The organism is Microbacterium sp. NPDC090281, from assembly GCF_044769635.1.
In the GTDB taxonomy this organism is placed as follows: Bacteria; Actinomycetota; Actinomycetes; order Actinomycetales; family Microbacteriaceae; genus Microbacterium.
Genome location: NZ_JBIVYH010000001.1, coordinates 1283622 through 1303377 on the forward strand (window position 1 = coordinate 1283622; position 19756 = coordinate 1303377).

Genomic DNA, 19756 nt, shown 5'->3' on the forward strand with positions numbered 1-19756 from the left:
TCCAGCCTATGCCGCTCAGGGCGCATGGATTCGCGTGGTCGTAGGGTGAGCGGATGAGCGATGCACGCCCCGCACCCGGTACCGAGATGGTCTTCCAGTGGCGCAAGTGGGACGGCTCGCCGCACTGGCGGCACGAGTGCGTCTATCTCGGCGCCGATGAGTGGGGCGACTGGATCGGGCAGCCCGTCGGATGGCACAGCGTGCGCCCCGGCGCCGAGTTCCACGCGGGCGGTCCGAACGTCACGCTCGTTCCGGCGAGCGGTGACCATGCTCTGACCGTCAACCGTCGTCACCGCAAGGGCATGCGCATCTACATCGACCTGGGATGGGACATCCGGTGGTCGGATGACCCGTTGCTGGCGACCGGCATCGACATGGACCTCGATGTGGTGCGTGTGGAAGGGGCGCGCGGGACCTGGGTCGACGACCGCGACGAGTGGGCCGAGCACAGCGCCCGCTACGACTATCCGGCCGACGTGATGACCCACCTCGAGGCCCTCGCGCTCGACCTCGAGGCGCAGGTGCGCGCGCAGGTCGCTCCGTTCGACGATGCCACCGCCGATCCGTGGCTCGACCGCCTCGAAGCCCTGGGTCTCGCGCCTAGACTGAACCCGTGACCCCGAACGATGTGAACCGCGCCGATCTCGGCAAGGACCCCTCCCGCGTCAGCGGCATGTTCGACCAGGTCGCCGCGGGGTACGACCGCACCAACACGGCGATGACCTTCGGCAACGACGTCCTGTGGCGCGCGGCGACGACCCGGGCGGTCGCACCGAAGCCGGGGGAGCGGATCCTCGATCTCGGTGCCGGCACCGCGTCGTCGTCGGCATCGCTCGCGCGCAGCGGCGCCGAGGTGGTCGCGGCCGACTTCTCGCCGGGGATGCTCGCCGAGGGCCAGCGCCGGCACGGTGCCATGCGCAACCTGTCGTTCGTGCAGGCGGATGCCACCGATCTGCCGTTCCCCGACGCGCAGTTCGACGCCGTCACCATGTCGTATGCGCTGCGCAACGTGAACGACCCCAAGAAGGCGCTGCGCGAGCTGTACCGCGTGACCAAGCCCGGCGGCCGACTCGTGATCAACGAGTTCTCGACCCCACCGGCCAAGCTCTTCCGCGGTGCCTACCGCTTCTACAACGCCCAGGTCCTGCCTCGCGTCGCGCGCGTCGCCGGCACCAACGGCGACGCCTACGACTACCTCAACGAGTCGATCCGCGAGTGGCCGGACCAGAAGCGGCTCTCGGCGTGGATCCGCGAGGCCGGTTGGGTCGACGTCGCCTATCGCAATCTCTCGTTCGGCATCGTTGCCCTGCACAGAGCGCGCAAGCCGGAGTGATTCTCTCGGTCGAAACCGCGACACCCGACGAAGGTAGGCTGGGACCGTGACTTCGAGCCCCACCGCCCCGGGTTCGCGACTGGCGAGCCGTCTCGGCTTCAGCGATCGCGTCTTCATCGGCCCTGCCGCCCGACGTGTGGCGCGCGCCATCGAAGACGGGCTCGAACTCGTCGAGACCGGGCTCGCCGAAGACGTCCGCGTCGCAGACCCGCTCGCAGACGCGGCAAGCCGCTACCTGTACGAGGCCGGCGGCAAGCGCATCCGTCCCGTCCTGACGCTCCTCGCCGCCCAGCTCGGCGACGGCAACACCACTGAGGTCATCGACGTCGCCAAGGCGCTGGAGATCACCCACCTCGGCTCGCTCTACCACGACGACGTCATGGACGGCGCCGACCGTCGACGCGGAGTTCCGGCCGCTCACGCCGTGTGGGGAAACAACATCGCGATCCTCACCGGCGACATCCTGTTCTCCCGCGCCAGCCAGCTGATGTCGCGGTTGGGCGAGCGCGCCATCCGGCTCCAGGCAGACACGTTCGAGCGTCTCGTCCTCGGACAGATGCACGAGACGCTCGGTCCGCAGGAGGGCGACGACCCGATCGCGTTCTACATCCAGGTGCTCGCCGACAAGACGGGTTCGCTGATCGCGGCGGCCACGCAGGGCGGTGTGATCTTCTCCAACGCCTCTTCGGAGTACGAAGAGCCGTTGCGCGTGTACGGCGAGAAGATCGGCGTCGCCTTCCAGCTGCTCGACGACGTGATCGACCTCTCGGCCAAGCCGGAGGAGACGGGCAAGGTGCCCGGGACCGATCTGCGCGCAGGGGTTCCGACCATGCCGTACCTGCTGCTCAAGGCTGAGGGAGATGCGGCGTCGACCGATCTCGCGGCACGCATCGACGACGGGGTCGCCCTCATCGCAGACGGCGCGGATCCTTCGATCCTCGACGGTCCGTTGGACGAGCTGCGTGACCATGCGGTGACGCAGAAGACCCTCGAGCTCGCGCACGCGTGGACGCGAGATGCCGTCGACGCCCTCCGGCCACTCCCACGCGGCACTGTGCGTGAGGCACTGACTCGATTCGCAGAGACCCTCGCCGAACGCTCCAGCTGAATCTGCGCGGGCGGCCCGTCGGGTCGCGCGCCGGCTGCGACGGCATACGAAAGGACCTCCCATGACCAAGCTCAGACTGGCCATCGTCGGTGCGGGCCCCGCCGGCATCTACGCCGCGGACATCCTGCTGAAGGCCGAGCGCAAGTTCGACGTCTCGATCGATCTCTTCGAGCAGCTCCCGGCGCCGTACGGGCTGGTGCGCTACGGCGTCGCGCCCGACCACCCCCGCATCAAGGGCATCATCACGGCTCTGCGCGATGTGCTCGACCGCGGTGACATCCGCCTGTTCGGCAACGTCCGCTTCGGCGAGGACATCACCCTCGACGATCTGAAGAAGCACTACAACGCGGTGATCTTCTCGACCGGAGCGATCCGCGACACGTCGATGGACATCCCCGGGATCGATGCCGTCGCGTCCTACGGCGCTGCCGACTACGTCAGCTGGTTCGACGGGCACCCCGACGTCCCGCGTGAGTGGCCGCTGGATGCTGCGTCCGTCGGCGTCCTCGGCAACGGCAACGTCGCGCTCGACGTCGCACGCATGCTCGCCAAGCACGCGGAAGACCTGCTCGTCACCGAGGTGCCGGCCAACGTGTATGAGGGTCTCAAGGCCAGCGAAGTCACCGATGTGCACATCTTCGGACGCCGTGGTCCTGCACAGGTGAAGTTCACCCCTCTCGAGCTGCGTGAGCTCGGTGAGCTCCGCGATGTGGACATGGTCGTGTACGACGAGGACTTCGACTACGACGACGCTGCGAAGGATGCCGTCGCGAGCAACAAGCAGGTCATGGTCATCGATCGCATCCTGCAGTCCTGGCGCAAGCGCGACTCGGTCAACAACGCAGGGGGCACGGCGTCTCGCCGCCTGCACCTGCACTTCTGGGCGAAGCCGGTCGAGATCCGCAAGGATGACGCCGGACGCGTCGCCGCACTCGTGTACGAGCGCACTCAGCCTGACGGGCAGGGTGGCGCCGTGGGCACCGGTGAGATGCGCGAGGTGCCGATCCAGTCGCTCTATCGCGCCATCGGATACTTCGGTTCGCCGCTGCCCGGTGTGCCGTTCGACAAGAAGCACGGCGTGATCCCGAACCGCGAGGGGCAGGTTCTCGCGAAGGACTCCAACGAGCGCGTCCCCGGCATCTACGCGACCGGGTGGATCAAGCGCGGCCCCGTGGGTCTGATCGGACACACGAAGTCCGACGCCATGGAGACCGTGCGGCACATCATCAACGACCAGGGCTCGTGGTGGCATGCGGAGGATCCCTCGGAGGAAGCCATCCCGGCGCTCCTGCAGGAGCGTGGCGTGCGCTGGACCGACCTCGACGGCTGGCACCGTCTCGACGAGCACGAGATCGCTCTCGGCGCCCCCGAGGAGCGCGCTCGCGTCAAGGTCGTCCCTCGTGAAGAGATGGTCCGCGTCTCGCGCGGGGAGTAGCACCACCACGGTCCGGCCTCCCTCACCCGTTCGCGCGCTCGGCTAGCCTGGCGACGACGGGGGAGGAACGCATGGCCGATTGGGTGCCCGATGTGCTCGGCGACGAGTTCGAGCAGCTCACGCTCGACCTCGGCGCGGACGAACAGGGCCCTGTCGTGGCGACGCTGGTGCGTGCGCTGCCGAGAGAGCCGAGTCTGTGGGAGCGGATACGCGGTCACCGACCGCTCCTCGACGGCGTCGACGTGCTGTACGTGCACGGCTGGTCCGACTACTTCTTCCAGAAGCGCCTCGCCCGCTTCTGGACTTCTCGTGGCGCCCGCTTCTTCGCTCTCGACCTGCGCAAGTACGGTCGCAGCCTCCGCGATGGGCAGACGCCGGGTTACATCGCCGACCTCGCCACCTATGACGAAGACATCGGTGCTGCGCTGGACGCGATGGGTCGAGGCGAGGGCGGGGCCCAATCCGCCCGGCGCCTCATCCTGCTCGGGCATTCCACCGGAGGCCTGACGCTGAGCCTGTGGGCATCCCGGCACCCGGATGCCGCCGACGCGGTGATCCTCAACAGCCCTTGGCTGGAGTTCCAGTTCGCCCCGGCCAGAGCGGCGATCGCGCCGATGGTCGAGCTGCAGGCGAGGATCTGGCCGATGGAGGCTGCGCCGCAGGTCGATCTCGGCTTCTACACCCGCGCGCAACAGGAGGTCGCCGATCCGGACGACCCGATGGAGGTGAACCTCCAGTGGCGCCCTGCGCAGACGATGGCCGTGTACGCGGGATGGCTGCACGCCATCCTCTCCGGGCACAAGGCGGTCGCTGCGGGGCTGTCGATCACGGCGCCGGTGTGCGTGCTGCTGTCAGCGCGGTTCGCGCCTCCGACGCGATGGTCGCCGGATCTCACCTCCGCAGACTCCGTGCTCGTGGTCGACGACATCGCCCGTGCCGCGCTGCGGCTGGGACCGACCGTGACCGTCGAGCGCATCGACGGCGCTCTGCACGATGTCTTCCTCTCGCGCCATGAGGCCCGGGAAGACGCCTATCGACGGTTGGACCGATGGGTCACGGGGTGGCGTGCGGGTGGCTGATCCCGCTCACAGGTAGTACATCGCCCTGACGAGGCGTTCCGCCTTCTCGCCGTCGCTTCTGCGCACGGCGTCGTGGAAGTCGGCGTACACCCGCCGCATCCGTCCGCGGTCCGCGGCGGGGACCACCCAGTCGCGGAGATTGCGGAAGAGCACCATGCTCGCGTCGTCCATCAGGGTCCGGTGCTGCGTGTTGCCACTGTGGTCGCCGAGGTAGGAGAACACCGCCCACCGGGTGTTCGACGTGCGCGGGCTGTCTTCCAATGACGCGCTCATCGCAGCCACGAGCTTGAAGACGTGTTCACGCTGTGCAGCGGTGATCCGCGGTACCGCCAGTCGCGCGGCGATCCCCGCCTGGTAGCCGGCGAACTCGAGCGACTGCGCCATGGTCTCGGGTGTCACCGCCGTGACCTCGGTGTACCTGCTCGGATACATCGTCACCATGCCCAGTCGTTCCAGCCGCTGGAGTGCCTCGCGAACCGGTGTCCGCGACACGTGCAGCTCTTCGGCGACGTCGACATCGCGGATGCGCTCGCCTGCGGCCAGCGTGCCGTCGATGATCTGTCTTCCGATGTAGTGGAAGACCTCCTCGGCCAGGAGTTGCTTGCTCTCGCCGATGTTCGTTGATCCGATACTGCTCATGGATCCGCCCCCAGTTGCCTTCTGTCCCGAGCGCCCCATGATCGCCCGGGAGGGCAACTACATCATGAAGTCGCATCGGATGCCAATAACCCCCACCTGACTTCGCATCCCGCGTGGGGGCGCGCAGTGCGAATCAGATGGGCTCTTCTATTGTCCGTGGTTCCGTGGCCGGCGGATGCATGGCATCCGCCGGCCACCGAAGACGCGAGCGCATGGAACTGCCGCGGCCTCGTCCCCACGAGGGCAAGCTCGCAATCCCGAAAATCACGTAGCCCTACGACGGCAGTGCGTCACGCGGCGTTCGCGTCATCGGTCGCATCGAGTCGACCGCTTCCAGTCTTGGGCACTGCGACCCATATATCGGTATGCAATCTCATGAGAACGCGAGAGGGGCCGGATGCGCATGGCATCCGGCCCCTCTCGATCTCACTCCAGCTGCTCAGCGGTAGTTGATGAACTGCAGGTCGAGATCGAGATCGGAGCCCTTCAGGAGGGCGATCACCTGCTGCAGGTCGTCGCGGCTCTTGGACTGCACGCGCAGCTCGTCGCCCTGGATCTGGCTCTTGACGCCCTTGGGGCCCTCGTCGCGGATGATCTTGTTGATCTTCTTCGCGTTCTCCGAGGAGATGCCGTCCTTGATCGTCGAGGAGATCCGGAACTCCTTGCCGCTGGCGAACGGATCGCCCGATTCGAGGCTCTTCAGCGAGATGCCGCGCTTGATGAGCTTGGACTGGAACACGTCGAGGACGGCTTTGGCCCGTTCCTCGGTGTTCGCGATGATGAGGATGCTCTCGCCGCTCCAGGCGATCGATGCTCCGGTGCCCTTGAAGTCGTAGCGCTGCTCGATCTCCTTGCGGGCCTGGTTCAGAGCGTTCTCGGCCTCCTGGTGATCGACCTTCGAGACGATGTCAAATGAGCTGTCAGCCATGCATTCATCCTACTCGGGGCCGCAGTGAGGGTACATGTCTGACACCGGTTCCCCGCTCGGCCCCAAGCGCAGGAGGACTCCTTACTTGCCCGCGTCGTGGAAGCGTTTTCACTGAATGGCGACGCCCTCTTCTCGGTCACGGGTTGATATCGACGGCCTCTCTCATTGCAAAAGCCGCCGTTTTCGATGCATACTGTAAGCGCTTGCAGTCCTTGCAGGTGATCAGCACTGAGAGAGGCACACACCAATGAAGGTGAACAAGAGGGGCATCGTCGCCGCGGGCGCGATCGCCATCGTTTCGACTCTGACGCTTGCCGGCTGCTCCACGGGGACCAGCAGCGACGACACCTCCGGCTCCGACGACAGCGGGAAGCTGGTCGTCTGGGTCGATGCCGAACGCGTCGACGCACTGCAGAGCGCTGCGGACGCCTACCAGGACAAGACCGGCGTCAAGGTCGAGCTCACGGGCAAGTCGGTCGATGACATGAAGGACGACTTCATCCAGCAGGTTCCGACCGGCAAGGGTCCCGACATCGTCATGGGCGCCCACGACTGGCTGGGTGAGCTCTCCACGAACGGCGTGGTCGCCCCGATCGAGCTCGGCGACAGCTCGGAAGACTACCTTCCCGTCGCCCTCCAGGCCGCCACGTACGAGGGCACCGTCTACATGCTCCCGTACGCCGTCGAGAACATCGCGGTACTGCGCAACGCCGACCTCGTTCCGACCGCTGCGACCAGCTTCGACGACATGGTCGCCAAGGGCACGTTCGTCGTGGAGCAGGGCGCCGAGGGCAACCCGTACCACCTGTACCCGTTCCAGACGGCCTTCGGAGCCCCGGTCTTCGGTACGGATGACACCGGCAGCTACGACCCCACCGACCTTCAGCTCGGCAGCGAGGGCGGCTTCGCCTTCGCCGACTGGCTGGGTGCGCAGGGCGCAGCGGGCGTTCTGAACACCGACGTCGACGGCGAGATCGCCAAGCAGCAGTTCCTCGACGGCACCGCGGCCTTCTGGCTCACGGGTCCGTGGAACGTGGGCGCGGCCACCGACGCCGGCATCAACGTCGCGATCGACCCGATCCCGAGCCCGACCGGTGAGACCGCTTCGCCGTTCGCCGGTGTGAAGGGCTTCTTCGTGAGCTCGGAGTCGAAGAACAAGGTCGCCGCGAACGACTTCCTCGTCAACTACATCGGCACCGAAGACGTGCAGCTCGAGCTGTTCAAGGCCGGCAACATCCTGCCCGCCCTGACCGCTGCCGCCGACACCGCCGCAGCCGACCCGATCATCGCCGGCTTCCAGGCGGTCGGCGCCGACGCTGTGCCGATGCCGGCCATCCCGGCCATGGGCGCGGTCTGGCAGTACTGGGGCGTGGCCGAGGCCGCGATCATCAACGGCGAGGACCCGGCGACGACGTGGCAGAAGCTCGTCGACGACGTGACCGCCGCGATCAAGTAACAGCCAGCACACTGACCCTGCCGGGGTGGGCGTATTCGCCCGCTCCGGCAGGATCATGACGAGGACGACATGACTGACACCGACGAGCGCACAGCTCCTCCGACCAGACGCCAGCGCCAGGCCGCGAAGATCGCGGAGGCCGCATCCGGACCGATCGGGTGGATGCTGCTGAAGATCCTCCTGCTGGCCGTCGTCGACGCGATCGCGCTCTATGCCGCGTTCGTGCTCTTCGCGCACCAGGAGTGGTTGATCCTCGGCATCGTCGTGGTGGTCGCGGTCCTCGTCAACTACATCTACTTCTCCCGCAAGCGCATCGCGGCGAAGTACCTCACACCGGGCATCATCTTCCTGATCGTGTTCCAGGTGTTCACCCTGCTCTACACGGGGTACATCGGCTTCACCAACTACGGAACCGGCCACAACGGCACCAAGGATCAGGCGATCTCCTCACTCCTCGCCTCGGCGCAGGAGCGGGTCGAGGACTCGCCGACCTACCCGGTGACGGTGGTGGAGCAGTTCGGCACCTATGGTCTGCTCGCGACCGACCCGGATTCGGGCGACGCGCTCCTGGGCACTTCGGAGCAGCCGCTCGAAGAGGTCGACGCCCAGTTCGAGGGCGGCAAGGCCGTTGCCGTCGACGGGTGGACGACCCTTCCGCTGGCGACCGTCTTCACGCTCTCCGAAGAGCTCGAGAAGCTGTCGGTCCCGTTCAGCGACGACCCGAACGACGGAAGCCTGCGCGCTCCCGACGGCCAGAAGGGCTACCTGTACGTCTCGACGCTCGAGTACGACGAGACCGCAGACACCATCACCGACACCACCACGGGCACGGTGTACTCCGACACGGGCGATGGAGCCTTCACGGCCGAAGGCGGAGAGCAGCTGCTCCCCGGATGGCAGACCACGGTGGGCTTCGACAACTTCGTCCGCGCGGTGACCGACTCCTCGATCCGCGGGCCGCTCATCTCGGTCACGCTGTGGACCTTCGCGTTCGCACTGATCTCGGTCGCGACGACGTTCTTCCTCGGACTCCTGCTCGCGCTCGTCTTCAACAACACCCGCATGCGCTTCCGCAACGGCTACCGGATCATCCTGATCCTCCCGTACGCGTTCCCCGCCTTCCTCTCGGCTCTGGTCTGGGCCGGCATGATGAACGAGAGCTTCGGCTTCATCAACCAGGTGATCTTCGGCGGCGCGGACATCCCGTGGCTGACCGACCCCGTGCTCGCCAAGGTGTCGGTGCTCCTGGTGAACCTGTGGCTCGGGTTCCCCTACATGTTCCTCGTCTGCATGGGCGCCCTCCAGGGCATCCCCGAGGATGTGAACGAAGCGGCCGTGATGGACGGCGCGAACCCGTGGCAGGTCTTCCGGCGGATCAAGCTGCCGCTGCTGCTGGTCACCGTCGCGCCGCTGCTGATCTCGTCGTTCGCGTTCAACTTCAACAACTTCAACCTGATCTACATGCTCACCAACGGTGGTCCGCGGTTCAGCGACGTCTCGATCCCGGTCGGGCACACCGACATCCTGATCTCGATGGTCTACAAGGTGGCCTTCACCGGACAGACGCGCGACTACGGCCTGGCGTCGGCGTTCACGATCCTGATCTTCATCGTGGTCGCGACGATCTCGATCATCAGCTTCCGCAAGACCAAGGCCCTCGAGGAGCTGAACTGACATGAGCACCGCAAGCCGCGCCACCACTCGCTCCACCACCACTCGCTCCACCGACGACGCGCAGAGCCTCGCCCCGCGTCGCCGCAGCTTCGGCGCCTGGTTCGCCGACACCGGATGGCGGCACCTCGTCGCGATCGTGGTGAGTGCGTTCGCGCTGTTCCCGCTGCTGTACGTGGTCTCCGCCTCGCTGAACCCGAAGGGGACGCTGACGGGCTCGAACCAGCTGTTCTCCGCGATCGGGATCGACAGCTACGTGCGCATCCTGAGCGACCCGCAGAACCCCTACGGCACGTGGTTCCTCAACACGCTTCTGATCGCGGTCGTCACGGGAGCGGTCACCGTGTTCATCGGAGCCTGCGCCGCATATGCCTTCTCGCGTATGCGCTTCGCCGGGCGCCGTGTGGGACTGGTGACGATCGTGGTCGTGCAGATGTTCCCGCAGCTGCTCGCCGTGGTCGCGATCTTCCTGCTCATGTCGACGTTGGGGGACTGGTTCCCCGCCATCGGCCTGAACACGCACACGGGGCTGATCCTGGTCTATCTCGGTGGAGCGCTCGGCGTGAACACCTACCTGATGTACGGGTTCTTCAACACGATCCCGAAAGAGATCGACGAGGCGGCGCGCATCGACGGCGCCGGTCACGCGCGGATCTTCTTCACGATCATCCTGCGTCTGGTCGCACCCATCCTCGCGGTGGTCGGACTGCTGTCGTTCATCGGCACGGTCAACGAGTACGTCATCGCCAGCGTCATGCTCGTCGACGTCGAACAGCAGACGCTCGTCGTCGGACTCACCAAGCTCGTCGCGAACCCGCGCTACGCGGACTGGTCGGCGTTCTCCGCCGGCGCGGTGATGGCGGCGATCCCGGTGATGATCCTGTTCCTCTTCCTGCAGAAGTACATCGTCGGCGGGCTGACCGCCGGTGCGACGAAGGGCTGAGCGGGGCTCAGTCGGGGCGTTGTCTACGATGCGTAGATGACCGCTCCGATCTCCCCGTCCGTACGACGCCGCCGTCCAGCCGCGCTGCTCGTGCTCCTCGCCGTCGTGGTGCTGGCCGTGGTCGGTGCTGCGGTCTGGCTGGCGGCACGAGGGACGGCGACCGGAGCCCTCACGCTGCGCGATCCCGTCAAGCGCGAGATCGCGATGGAGATGGTGGCTTCGGCCGAGAACTCGACACTCGCCTGGTACGACCGCTACGACTACATCGAGGACATCGGCGACGAGCGCGGCTACACCGGCGGACTCGTGGGTTTCACCTCGGGCACGCACGACATGCTGATGCTGATCGAGCACTACACGGATCAGGTGCCGGGCAACGCGCTCGCTGAATTCCTGCCGGCGCTGCGGGCGGTCGACGGCACCGACTCGCACGAGGGCCTCGGCGAGGCGTTCGAGGACGCGTGGCGGGCGGAGGCGGCACGATCGGCGTTTCAGCAGGCGCAGCGTGACGAGGTGGATCGGCTGTACTTCGAGCCGGCCATCGACCAGGCGATCGCCGATGGCCTGGGGGTGCTCGGGCAGTTCATCTACTTCGACGCGATGGTCATGCACGGCGACTCCGGATTCGCCGCGATCCGGAAAGAGGCGCTGCGCGCGAAGGCGATCCCGGCCGGAGGAGGCGATCAGGCCGGCTACCTCGAGGCGTTCCTTGATGCGCGAGTCGTCGAGATGCGCACGGAAGCGGCTCACGAGGACACGAGTCGGGTCGACACCGCACAGCGGGTGTTCCTCGATGCAGGCAACCTCGGTCTCGAGCCGCCGTTGCGCTGGTCGGTGTACGGCGACCCGTATGAGATCACGGGAGAACCTGCATCCCACTGGTGACGAACCCTGGCTAACTTGCCTCACATGCTAGCTTGTCATGCATGACAGTCGAAGTCGGCGCCCAGATGCGCAAAGGAGTGGTCGAGTACTGCGTGCTCGGCCTGCTCTCGCGCGAGCCGATGTACGGGTGGCAGTTGGCTGATGCGCTCACGAGCGCCGGCCTGATCGCCAGCATCGGCACGCTCTACCCGCTGCTCGGGCGGCTGCGGGACAACGGCTGGGTCACGACGTTCGACCAGCCGTCGGAGAGCGGGCCGGTGCGCAAGTACTACCGGCTCACTGCGGGCGGCATCGATCAGCTCGAGCGCTTCCGCGCCCAATGGACACCGTTCGCCCGTGTGGTCACGGGCATCGTCGGAGAGGGATGACAATGACACAGGCCACCGCAGACGACCTACGCGAGGAGTACCTCGCCAGGCTCGACGAGGCGATGCGCGCCGTGCCGCACGGCGTCGCCTCGGAGATCCGAGCCGGCGTCCTCGAGGAGCTCCAAGGGCTCGACGCCGACGCGACGGCCGAACGGATCGCCCACCTCGGCGACCCGGGGGAGATCGCTCGTGAAGCCCAGAGCGAGACGTCAACGGCGTCGCCGATCGTGCTCCCCGCGACGGTTCCCGAGCTGCCGGCGCCCCCGACGTCGACGACCTCCACCCGCGGGTTCGCGATGGTGGCTGCACTGACGCTGAGCTTCGGTGGCATCGTCGTGCCTTTGGTGGGGTGGTTCGTCGGCGCCGTCTTGGTCATCATGAGCCCGCTCTGGAAGACGTGGGAGAAGGTCGTGGCGATCGTCGTGCCCTTCGTGGTGGGCGGCCTGTCGATTCTGCTCCTCTCGACCATGGTCACGGTGTCGACGTGGGAATCCAGCAGCAGCTCGTCCGGAGCCGAGCTCCCCGCGAACAACCCCCTCGTCCCCGCCTGGTACGACATGATCTGGGTGGGAGTGATGGGTATCGGAATACTCCTCATCCCGCTATCCGGGCTCTGGTTGCTGTGGCGTCTTCGGGGGCGCACTGGCTGATCGGCGTTGCTCACGAGCACTCGACCCCTTCGGTCGTAGCGTTGAGGTATGGCACGGGTGGGTGGGCGCAACCTCGGGATGAGCTGGTTCGCGGGCATCGTCTGCGTCGCGGTCATCGGCGCTCTCCTGTGGTTGTCGCTGCCGATGCTCCCCGTGCTCGCGCAGTTCGCCGGGGACGCGCTGCGGAACGTCCTTCCCTGACCTCGTCCTGTCGCTTCCGGTCGCGTATGCCGACACGTCGGCACGCCTGCGCGAGCGGCCGAGCGCACAGAGGTACCCTCGCAATGCACGTATCCGATGAGAGGCGCACCCCATGAGTGACCCCGACGTTCCCCAGCCCGAGAAGCCGGCTGACGTCGACGACGTCGTCGGCAGCGCGAACGCCGGACTCGACGCCGCCGCGGCGGCCGGTGCGGATGTTCCCGTCACGAACGACGGCGTCGATGATAAGCCTGCCGTCGCGCCCGTCGACCCCGACCTCGCCGCGTTCGAAGAAGCTGAGCGCAGCCACCCCGGCACGTTCGCCTCCCCGCCGCCCGCGGTGTCGCCGGTCCCGGCGGCAGAGCAGAGCGAGTACGCCCGCGAGGTCAGGGCAGAGGCCGACGCCGAGACGACGTCCTTCTACCCCGAGCCGGTCGTGGGCGCTACCATCCCGTTCGGTCATGAGCAGTCCGGCATGGCGGGTGCCGCCTACGCCCAGTACGGCGACGAGGTCGACACGCGCATCGTCCCGTCCGAGCCCCTCGTCGCCGCGGCCGCAGCGCAGCCGCAGCCCATCTTCGTGCAGGCCCCCGAGCCGCCGCGTGACCGTGGCAACCGCGGTACCGCAGGCGCCATCGGACTCCTCGCGACGCTCGTCTTCGCTGTGCTGTACCTCGGCGCAGCATTGGGCCTCGGCGCGATCGCCGGCGACGTGACCGGTGAGAACATCGGCCAGACGGCGATCGCCCCGCTGACGACGTGGGGATACTGGACGCCTGTCGTCGTGTTCTTCCTCGGCTTCTGGCTGCTCGGCGCGATCATCAACCGTGGCCGTTGGGGCCTCTGGGTGGTCTTCGGCATCATCGTCGGCGTGATCGCCTATGCGGGCCACATCCTCGGGCAGCTGTTCGAGGCTCCGTTCTGGAAGCTCACCGCGGCCCAGGGGCTCGACCTCGTCGGCGAGCAGCTGCTCGCCCCGCTGGCCATCGCCGCCTTCGTGTTCGCCCGCGAGCTGACCATCTGGTTCGGAGCCTGGGTCGCCCGCAGCGGTGCACGCAAGACTGAGCTGAACGCCGAGGCGCAGCGCGAGTACGAGCGCACCCTCGAAGCCGGCCCGACGCTGTCGAGGTAATCACGAACTCCACCACGCCGAACCCCCGCGGACCCGAGTCCGCGGGGGTTTCGGCTGTCCTGGCGGTCGTTCTCGCCACCATCAGCTTCTTCGCGCTGGCCGTCTTCGGGCTCGGGGCCGTGAGCATCGCCACCGACACGGACATCATCGCGGTGCCGAATCTCGGCCAGACGCCGGGCGTGGTCGGGATGATCGCGGCGGTGGCCTCGTTCGCGCTCATGCTGTGGTCGACTCTGCGTCGCCCGCAGCCGTCATACGTCGCGACGATCGCGATCGCGTTGGTCGCAGGTATCGTCCATCTGATCGCGGTGTGGGCTGCAGTGCTCGTCGGCGCAGGAAACGTCGTGCTCGCGACAGCGGTCGCCGGCGATCTCGTGCGCGGTGGAGCGAGTGCGGTCCTCGTGCTCGCGGCGCTGATCGCTGCATGGGGTGGGATCGCACTGCGTCGAACGCGCGCCGAGCATCCCCGCTGGCCGTGGGAGCGCGACGAAGAGGAGTGACCTCCACGGCGGGTCTCGCCCCGCCGTCGCGGGGGAAATCGCGGCGGTGACGGACGACGCGCCGTACGCTGGTGGGGTGGAGCGCTCGTTGGAGACGCAGGTGGACCAGGCCGTCGAGGCCTGGTTGCGCTGGGTGCCGCGCTGGGAGCCGGCGACCCACCGCGGTCGTGTCGCGCCGTGCCGCCGCTGTCTCGGTTCCCCGATCCTCTCGGCCGCCGGTATCGGAGCGAACACCCCGCACGGCGTGCAGCACGGACTCTCCACGCGGATCAAGACCATCGTCGACCACGCCGTCGCCGAGTACACGGCGCGGAACCTGCCGATGCTGCAGCGCGAACTCGATCAGCAAGCCGCACGAAATCGCGCCCGCAGCTACCGCCCGGCCGAAGACCTCGACCCCGAGTTCGATGGCTTGCCGCTCGACCCCGAGCCCGTGCCGGGAGCGCCGTTCCTGTTCACGATCGCGGGCCTCGCGGATGACTCCGCCGCCGATCTGCCCGCCCTGCCCCCGCTCACGGACGAGGCGAAGGCCGCGCTCCGGCAGGAGGTGGCCCTCGCCGACGAATACGCGAACATGGTCGGCCGGGAGATCTGCGGTATCCTGCTGCGTCACCGTATCTACATCCAGGCGGCCATCTCGCAGCATGTCGAGCCGCAGATCGAGGCGCTGCTGGCGGAGCTGACCGAGTCGCTGGACTCTCCGTTCGACCCCGATCTGCCCTGAGTCGGGCGCCGGCTGCTGAGTTCGCTCGGCTGCCTACTGCGGCAGGATTTGCGCTCATTTGACCGCTAGGTTACGCGGCATTACACTTGACCAGGTGTGTGCACGTCTTGACGTGCGCACTGGGCGTCGGCACCATGCCGGTCCGCCCCCACGGCATACCCACCACACCAAAAGCACGTCGATTCCGGCGTGCCGGTGGGGCATGATGTGAAACCCATCACGCTGTCACCGTGCAGCACTATGAGGAGAGAACGTGCCAACCATTCAGCAGTTGGTTCGCAAGGGTCGCTCGCCGAAGGTCACCAAGACCAAGACGCCAGCCCTGAAGTCGAACCCGCAGCAGGCCGGGGTCTGCACCCGCGTCTACACCACCACCCCGAAGAAGCCGAACTCGGCGATGCGCAAGGTCGCTCGTGTGAAGCTCCGCAACGGCACCGAGGTCACCGCGTACATCCCCGGTGAGGGCCACAACCTGCAGGAGCACTCGCTGGTGCTCGTGCGTGGCGGTCGTGTGAAGGACCTCCCCGGTGTGCGTTACAAGATCGTCCGTGGCGCCCTGGACACCCAGGCAGTCAAGAACCGTAAGCAGGCTCGTTCCCGCTACGGCGCGAAGAAGGGTTGAGTTAGATGCCTCGTAAGGGTCCCGCCCCTAAGCGCCCCGTCGTCAACGACCCGGTATACGGCGCTCCGATCGTCACCTCGCTGGTGAACAAGATCCTCGTCGACGGCAAGAAGTCGCTGGCCGAGTCGATCGTCTACGGCGCCCTCCGCGGCGTCGAGGCGAAGAACGGCGGCCAGGATGCCGTCGCCACCCTCAAGAAGGCGCTCGACAACGTGCGCCCGACCCTCGAGGTCCGCAGCCGCCGCGTCGGTGGCTCGACCTACCAGGTGCCGATCGAGGTCAAGCCGCACCGTGCGAACACCCTCGCACTGCGCTGGCTCGTCAGCTACGCCAAGGGTCGTCGTGAGAAGACGATGACCGAGCGTCTCCAGAACGAGATCCTGGACGCGTCGAACGGCCTGGGTGCCGCGGTCAAGCGCCGCGAGGACACGCACAAGATGGCCGAGTCGAACCGCGCGTTCGCTCACTACCGCTGGTAAACAGCTTCGCCCGCCCCTCGGCCATCCGCCGGGGGCGGGCACCCCACTCTTCGCAGTACGACTGCTCGAAACGATAAGGACACTCCTGTGGCACAAGACGTGCTCACGGACCTGAGCAAGGTCCGCAACATCGGCATCATGGCGCACATCGATGCCGGCAAGACCACGACGACCGAGCGCATCCTGTTCTACACGGGCGTCAACCACAAGCTCGGCGAGACGCACGATGGCGCCTCGACCACCGACTGGATGGAGCAGGAGAAGGAGCGCGGCATCACGATCACGTCTGCCGCCGTGACCTGCTTCTGGAACAACAACCAGATCAACATCATCGACACCCCCGGTCACGTGGACTTCACGGTCGAGGTGGAGCGTTCGCTCCGCGTTCTCGACGGTGCGGTCGCCGTGTTCGACGGCAAGGAGGGCGTCGAGCCCCAGTCCGAGACCGTCTGGCGCCAGGCCGACAAGTACAACGTCCCGCGTATCTGCTTCGTCAACAAGATGGACAAGCTCGGCGCGGACTTCTACTTCACCGTCGACACGATCATCAACCGTCTGGGTGCCAAGCCCCTCGTCATCCAGCTGCCGATCGGCGCGGAGAACGACTTCGTCGGTGTCATCGACCTGGTCGAGATGCGCGCGCTGGTCTGGGCCGGTGACTCCAAGGGTGACGTCACCATGGGCGCCTCCTACGAGATCCAGGAGATCCCGGAAGACCTCAAGGAGAAGGCGGCCGATTACCGTCAGCAGCTCCTCGAGACCGTCGCCGAGACCGACGACGCGCTGCTCGAGAAGTTCTTCGGTGGCGAGGAGCTCACGGTCGCCGAGATCAAGGGCGCGATCCGCAAGCTGACCGTCGCCTCGGAGATCTACCCGGTGCTGTGTGGCTCCGCGTTCAAGAACCGCGGTGTCCAGCCGATGCTCGACGCGGTCGTCGACTACCTCCCGAACCCGCTCGACGTGGGCTCGATCGAGGCGCACGACCCCAAGGACTACGACACGATCATCGAGCGTCACCCCGACGCGAATGACCCGTTCGCAGCTCTCGCGTTCAAGGTCGCCGTGCACCCGTTCTTCGGTCGCCTCACCTACGTTCGCGTCTACTCGGGTCACCTCGACTCCGGTTCTCCGGTCATCAACTCGACCAAGAACAAGAAGGAGCGCATCGGGAAGATCTTCCAGATGCACGCCAACAAGGAGATCCCGGTTCCCTCGGTCACCGCCGGCAACATCTACGCGGTCATCGGTCTGAAGGACACCACCACGGGTGACACCCTCACCGACCCGGCGGCTCCGGTCGTCCTCGAGTCGATGACGTTCCCCGAGCCCGTCATCGAGGTCGCGATCGAGCCGAAGACCAAGGCCGACCAGGAGAAGCTGGGTGTCGCCATCCAGAAGCTCGCTGAAGAGGACCCGACCTTCCGCACGGAGCTCAACCCCGAGACCGGTCAGACGACCATCAAGGGCATGGGCGAGCTGCACCTCGACATCCTCGTCGACCGCATGAAGCGCGAGTTCAACGTCGAGGCCAACGTCGGCAAGCCGCAGGTGGCGTACCGCGAGACGATCAAGAAGATCGTCGAGAAGCACGACTACACGCACAAGAAGCAGACCGGTGGCTCCGGCCAGTTCGCGAAGATCCAGTTCACCATCGAGCCGATGGACCTGGACTCCGAGAAGACCTACGAGTTCGTGAACGCCGTCACCGGTGGTCGCATCCCTCGTGAGTACATCGGCTCGATCGATGCCGGTTTCCAGGACGCGATGAACGTCGGAGTCCTCGCGGGCTACCCGATGGTCGGCGTCAAGGCGACGATCACCGATGGTGCGGCGCACGACGTCGACTCCTCGGAGATGGCGTTCAAGATCGCGGGCTCCATGGGCTTCAAGGAGGCCGCTCGTCGTGCCAACGCCGTGCTGCTCGAGCCGCTGATGGCCGTCGAGGTCCGTACTCCTGAGGAGTACATGGGCGACGTCATCGGCGACCTGAACTCGCGTCGTGGCCAGATCCAGTCGATGGAAGACGCCGCAGGCGTCAAGGTCGTCCGCGCTCAGGTTCCGCTGTCCGAGATGTTCGGCTACATCGGCGACCTGCGCTCGAAGACCTCGGGTCGTGCCGTCTACTCCATGGAGTTCCACAGCTACGCTGAGGTTCCCCGCGCTGTGGCCGACGAGATCGTCCAGAAGACCAAGGGCGAGTAATCACCCTTCTGGGTTCCCCGCGGCGCCGAGCACGGCGAAGCGCTGCGGGGTTCCCAGGCCCCCTACAACTTCACATTCCCTCTCTACTAAACTGAGAACCTAACCCGTAGAGAACCGGTCGCAAACCAGTGCCCGGTCACCTTTACAACGACGTCCTGAGGAGGACCCAGTGGCTAAGGCCAAGTTCGAGCGGACCAAGCCGCACGTCAACATCGGAACCATCGGTCACGTTGACCACGGCAAGACCACGCTCTCCGCAGCGATCTCGAAGGTGCTTGCTGACAAGTTCCCGTCTGACACCAACGTGCAGCGCGACTTCGCTTCCATCGACTCGGCGCCGGAAGAGCGCCAGCGTGGAATTACCATCAACATCTCGCACATCGAGTACGAGACCCCCAAGCGCCACTACGCTCACGTTGACGCCCCCGGCCACGCCGACTACGTCAAGAACATGATCACCGGTGCTGCTCAGATGGACGGCGCGATCCTCGTGGTCGCCGCCACCGACGGCCCGATGGCTCAGACGCGTGAGCACGTGCTGCTCGCCAAGCAGGTCGGCGTGCCGTACCTGCTGGTCGCGCTGAACAAGTCGGACATGGTCGACGACGAGGAGATCCTGGAGCTCGTCGAGCTCGAGGTCCGCGAGCTGCTCGCTGCCCAGGGCTTCGACGAGGACGCTCCTGTCGTCCGCGTCTCCGCTCTCAAGGCCCTCGAGGGTGACGAGAAGTGGACCCAGGCGATCCTCGACCTGATGCAGGCTGTCGACGACAGCGTTCCGGACCCGGAGCGTGACCGTGACAAGCCGTTCCTGATGCCCGTCGAGGACGTCTTCACGATCACCGGTCGTGGAACCGTCGTCACGGGTCGCGCCGAGCGTGGCACGCTGGCCATCAACTCCGAGGTCGAGATCGTCGGACTGCGTCCGACCGTCAAGACCACGGTCACGGGTATCGAGATGTTCCACAAGCAGCTCGACGAGGCCTGGGCCGGCGAGAACTGTGGTCTGCTGCTCCGCGGCACCAAGCGTGAGGACGTCGAGCGCGGTCAGGTCATCGTCAAGCCGGGTTCGGTTACGCCGCACACCGACTTCGAGGGCACCGCGTACATCCTGTCCAAGGATGAGGGTGGGCGTCACAACCCGTTCTACACGAACTACCGCCCGCAGTTCTACTTCCGCACCACCGACGTCACCGGCGTCATCTCGCTGCCCGAGGGCACCGAGATGGTCATGCCCGGCGACACCACCGACATGACGGTCGAGCTGATCCAGCCGATCGCCATGGAGGAGGGCCTCGGCTTCGCCATCCGTGAGGGTGGACGCACCGTCGGCGCCGGTACGGTCACGAAGATCGTCAAGTAAGCATCTGCTTCCTCGCAAAGGGGTCGGACCTTCGGGTCCGG

At 66.5% G+C, this 19756-nt stretch carries 21 protein-coding genes; 19 read left to right on the top strand and 2 right to left on the bottom strand.

Translation table 11 applies throughout. The annotated features are described in order from the left end of the window. The first annotated feature begins 53 nt into the window (after positions 1-53). From ACIQTX_RS06105 to ACIQTX_RS06125, 5 genes are all read left to right on the top strand, one after another. Positions 54-617 carry a hypothetical protein gene (locus ACIQTX_RS06105; RefSeq protein WP_402970224.1) on the top strand — a complete coding sequence of 188 codons (564 nt, stop codon included), beginning with the start codon at positions 54-56 and terminating at the stop codon, positions 615-617. Continuing rightward, positions 614-1333, top strand: a complete 720-nt coding sequence (locus ACIQTX_RS06110) for a class I SAM-dependent methyltransferase (protein ID WP_105526232.1) — start codon at positions 614-616, stop codon at positions 1331-1333. The genes ACIQTX_RS06105 and ACIQTX_RS06110 overlap by 4 nt, the downstream gene beginning before the upstream one ends. Before the next feature lie 46 nt (positions 1334-1379). Further along, on the top strand, positions 1380-2441 hold the full coding sequence (locus ACIQTX_RS06115) for a polyprenyl synthetase family protein (protein WP_402970227.1): 1062 nt from the start codon (positions 1380-1382) through the stop codon (positions 2439-2441). A gap of 61 nt (positions 2442-2502) precedes the next feature. Next, positions 2503-3876, top strand: a complete 1374-nt coding sequence (locus ACIQTX_RS06120; protein ID WP_105526230.1) for an FAD-dependent oxidoreductase — start codon at positions 2503-2505, stop codon at positions 3874-3876. Positions 3877-3947: 71 nt separating this feature from the next. After that, positions 3948-4955 carry an alpha/beta hydrolase gene (locus ACIQTX_RS06125; protein WP_402970231.1) on the top strand — a complete coding sequence of 336 codons (1008 nt, stop codon included), beginning with the start codon at positions 3948-3950 and terminating at the stop codon, positions 4953-4955. A 6-nt stretch (positions 4956-4961) separates the two neighbouring features. Here ACIQTX_RS06125 and ACIQTX_RS06130 read toward each other — a convergent pair whose 3' ends face one another. Together ACIQTX_RS06130 and ACIQTX_RS06135 are read right to left on the bottom strand one after the other, a co-directional pair. Further along, positions 4962-5594, bottom strand: coding sequence for a GntR family transcriptional regulator (locus ACIQTX_RS06130; RefSeq protein WP_105526228.1), 633 nt, complete (start codon positions 5592-5594; stop codon positions 4962-4964). Between the two features lie 439 nt (positions 5595-6033). Then, positions 6034-6522: a YajQ family cyclic di-GMP-binding protein gene (locus ACIQTX_RS06135; RefSeq protein WP_028502487.1), complete on the bottom strand. Its 489-nt coding sequence runs from the start codon at positions 6520-6522 to the stop codon at positions 6034-6036. A gap of 247 nt (positions 6523-6769) precedes the next feature. Between ACIQTX_RS06135 and ACIQTX_RS06140 the strand changes: the two genes are divergently transcribed. From ACIQTX_RS06140 to tuf, 14 genes are all read left to right on the top strand, one after another. Next, positions 6770-7978 (top strand): extracellular solute-binding protein, encoded by a 1209-nt coding sequence (locus ACIQTX_RS06140; protein WP_105526227.1) that lies wholly within the window; start codon positions 6770-6772, stop codon positions 7976-7978. 69 nt (positions 7979-8047) lie between these two features. Beyond that, a complete protein-coding gene (locus ACIQTX_RS06145; protein ID WP_402970236.1) occupies positions 8048-9652 on the top strand; it encodes an ABC transporter permease subunit in 1605 nt (534 codons plus the stop codon). 1 nt (position 9653) lies between these two features. Then, the gene (locus ACIQTX_RS06150; RefSeq protein ID WP_402970239.1) at positions 9654-10592 is read left to right on the top strand and encodes a sugar ABC transporter permease; all 939 of its coding nucleotides are present in this window, start codon (positions 9654-9656) and stop codon (positions 10590-10592) included. A gap of 36 nt (positions 10593-10628) precedes the next feature. After that, positions 10629-11477 (top strand): chitosanase, encoded by an 849-nt coding sequence (locus ACIQTX_RS06155; RefSeq protein WP_402970242.1) that lies wholly within the window; start codon positions 10629-10631, stop codon positions 11475-11477. A gap of 41 nt (positions 11478-11518) precedes the next feature. Next, on the top strand, positions 11519-11845 hold the full coding sequence (locus ACIQTX_RS06160) for a PadR family transcriptional regulator (RefSeq protein ID WP_402970245.1): 327 nt from the start codon (positions 11519-11521) through the stop codon (positions 11843-11845). Between the two features lie 2 nt (positions 11846-11847). Continuing rightward, positions 11848-12495 carry an HAAS signaling domain-containing protein gene (locus ACIQTX_RS06165; protein WP_402970249.1) on the top strand — a complete coding sequence of 216 codons (648 nt, stop codon included), beginning with the start codon at positions 11848-11850 and terminating at the stop codon, positions 12493-12495. A 48-nt stretch (positions 12496-12543) separates the two neighbouring features. After that, on the top strand, positions 12544-12696 hold the full coding sequence (locus tag ACIQTX_RS06170) for a hypothetical protein (protein ID WP_181156797.1): 153 nt from the start codon (positions 12544-12546) through the stop codon (positions 12694-12696). A 112-nt stretch (positions 12697-12808) separates the two neighbouring features. Further along, complete coding sequence (locus ACIQTX_RS06175; protein ID WP_402970252.1) at positions 12809-13828, top strand: ABC transporter; 1020 nt, start codon at positions 12809-12811, stop codon at positions 13826-13828. A gap of 119 nt (positions 13829-13947) precedes the next feature. After that, positions 13948-14328, top strand: coding sequence for a hypothetical protein (locus tag ACIQTX_RS06180; protein WP_402970255.1), 381 nt, complete (start codon positions 13948-13950; stop codon positions 14326-14328). A gap of 76 nt (positions 14329-14404) precedes the next feature. Next, complete coding sequence (locus ACIQTX_RS06185; protein WP_028502479.1) at positions 14405-15052, top strand: hypothetical protein; 648 nt, start codon at positions 14405-14407, stop codon at positions 15050-15052. 253 nt (positions 15053-15305) lie between these two features. Continuing rightward, the gene (gene rpsL / locus ACIQTX_RS06190) at positions 15306-15674 is read left to right on the top strand and encodes a 30S ribosomal protein S12 (protein WP_028502478.1); all 369 of its coding nucleotides are present in this window, start codon (positions 15306-15308) and stop codon (positions 15672-15674) included. Between the two features lie 5 nt (positions 15675-15679). After that, the gene (gene rpsG, locus ACIQTX_RS06195) at positions 15680-16153 is read left to right on the top strand and encodes a 30S ribosomal protein S7 (RefSeq protein ID WP_028502477.1); all 474 of its coding nucleotides are present in this window, start codon (positions 15680-15682) and stop codon (positions 16151-16153) included. Between the two features lie 87 nt (positions 16154-16240). Beyond that, entirely contained in the window at positions 16241-18355 is a 2115-nt protein-coding gene (gene fusA, locus ACIQTX_RS06200; protein WP_028502476.1) for an elongation factor G, read from the top strand. Positions 18356-18524: 169 nt separating this feature from the next. Then, positions 18525-19715 (top strand): elongation factor Tu, encoded by a 1191-nt coding sequence (gene tuf, locus ACIQTX_RS06205; RefSeq protein WP_028502475.1) that lies wholly within the window; start codon positions 18525-18527, stop codon positions 19713-19715. Positions 19716-19756 lie beyond the last annotated feature (41 nt).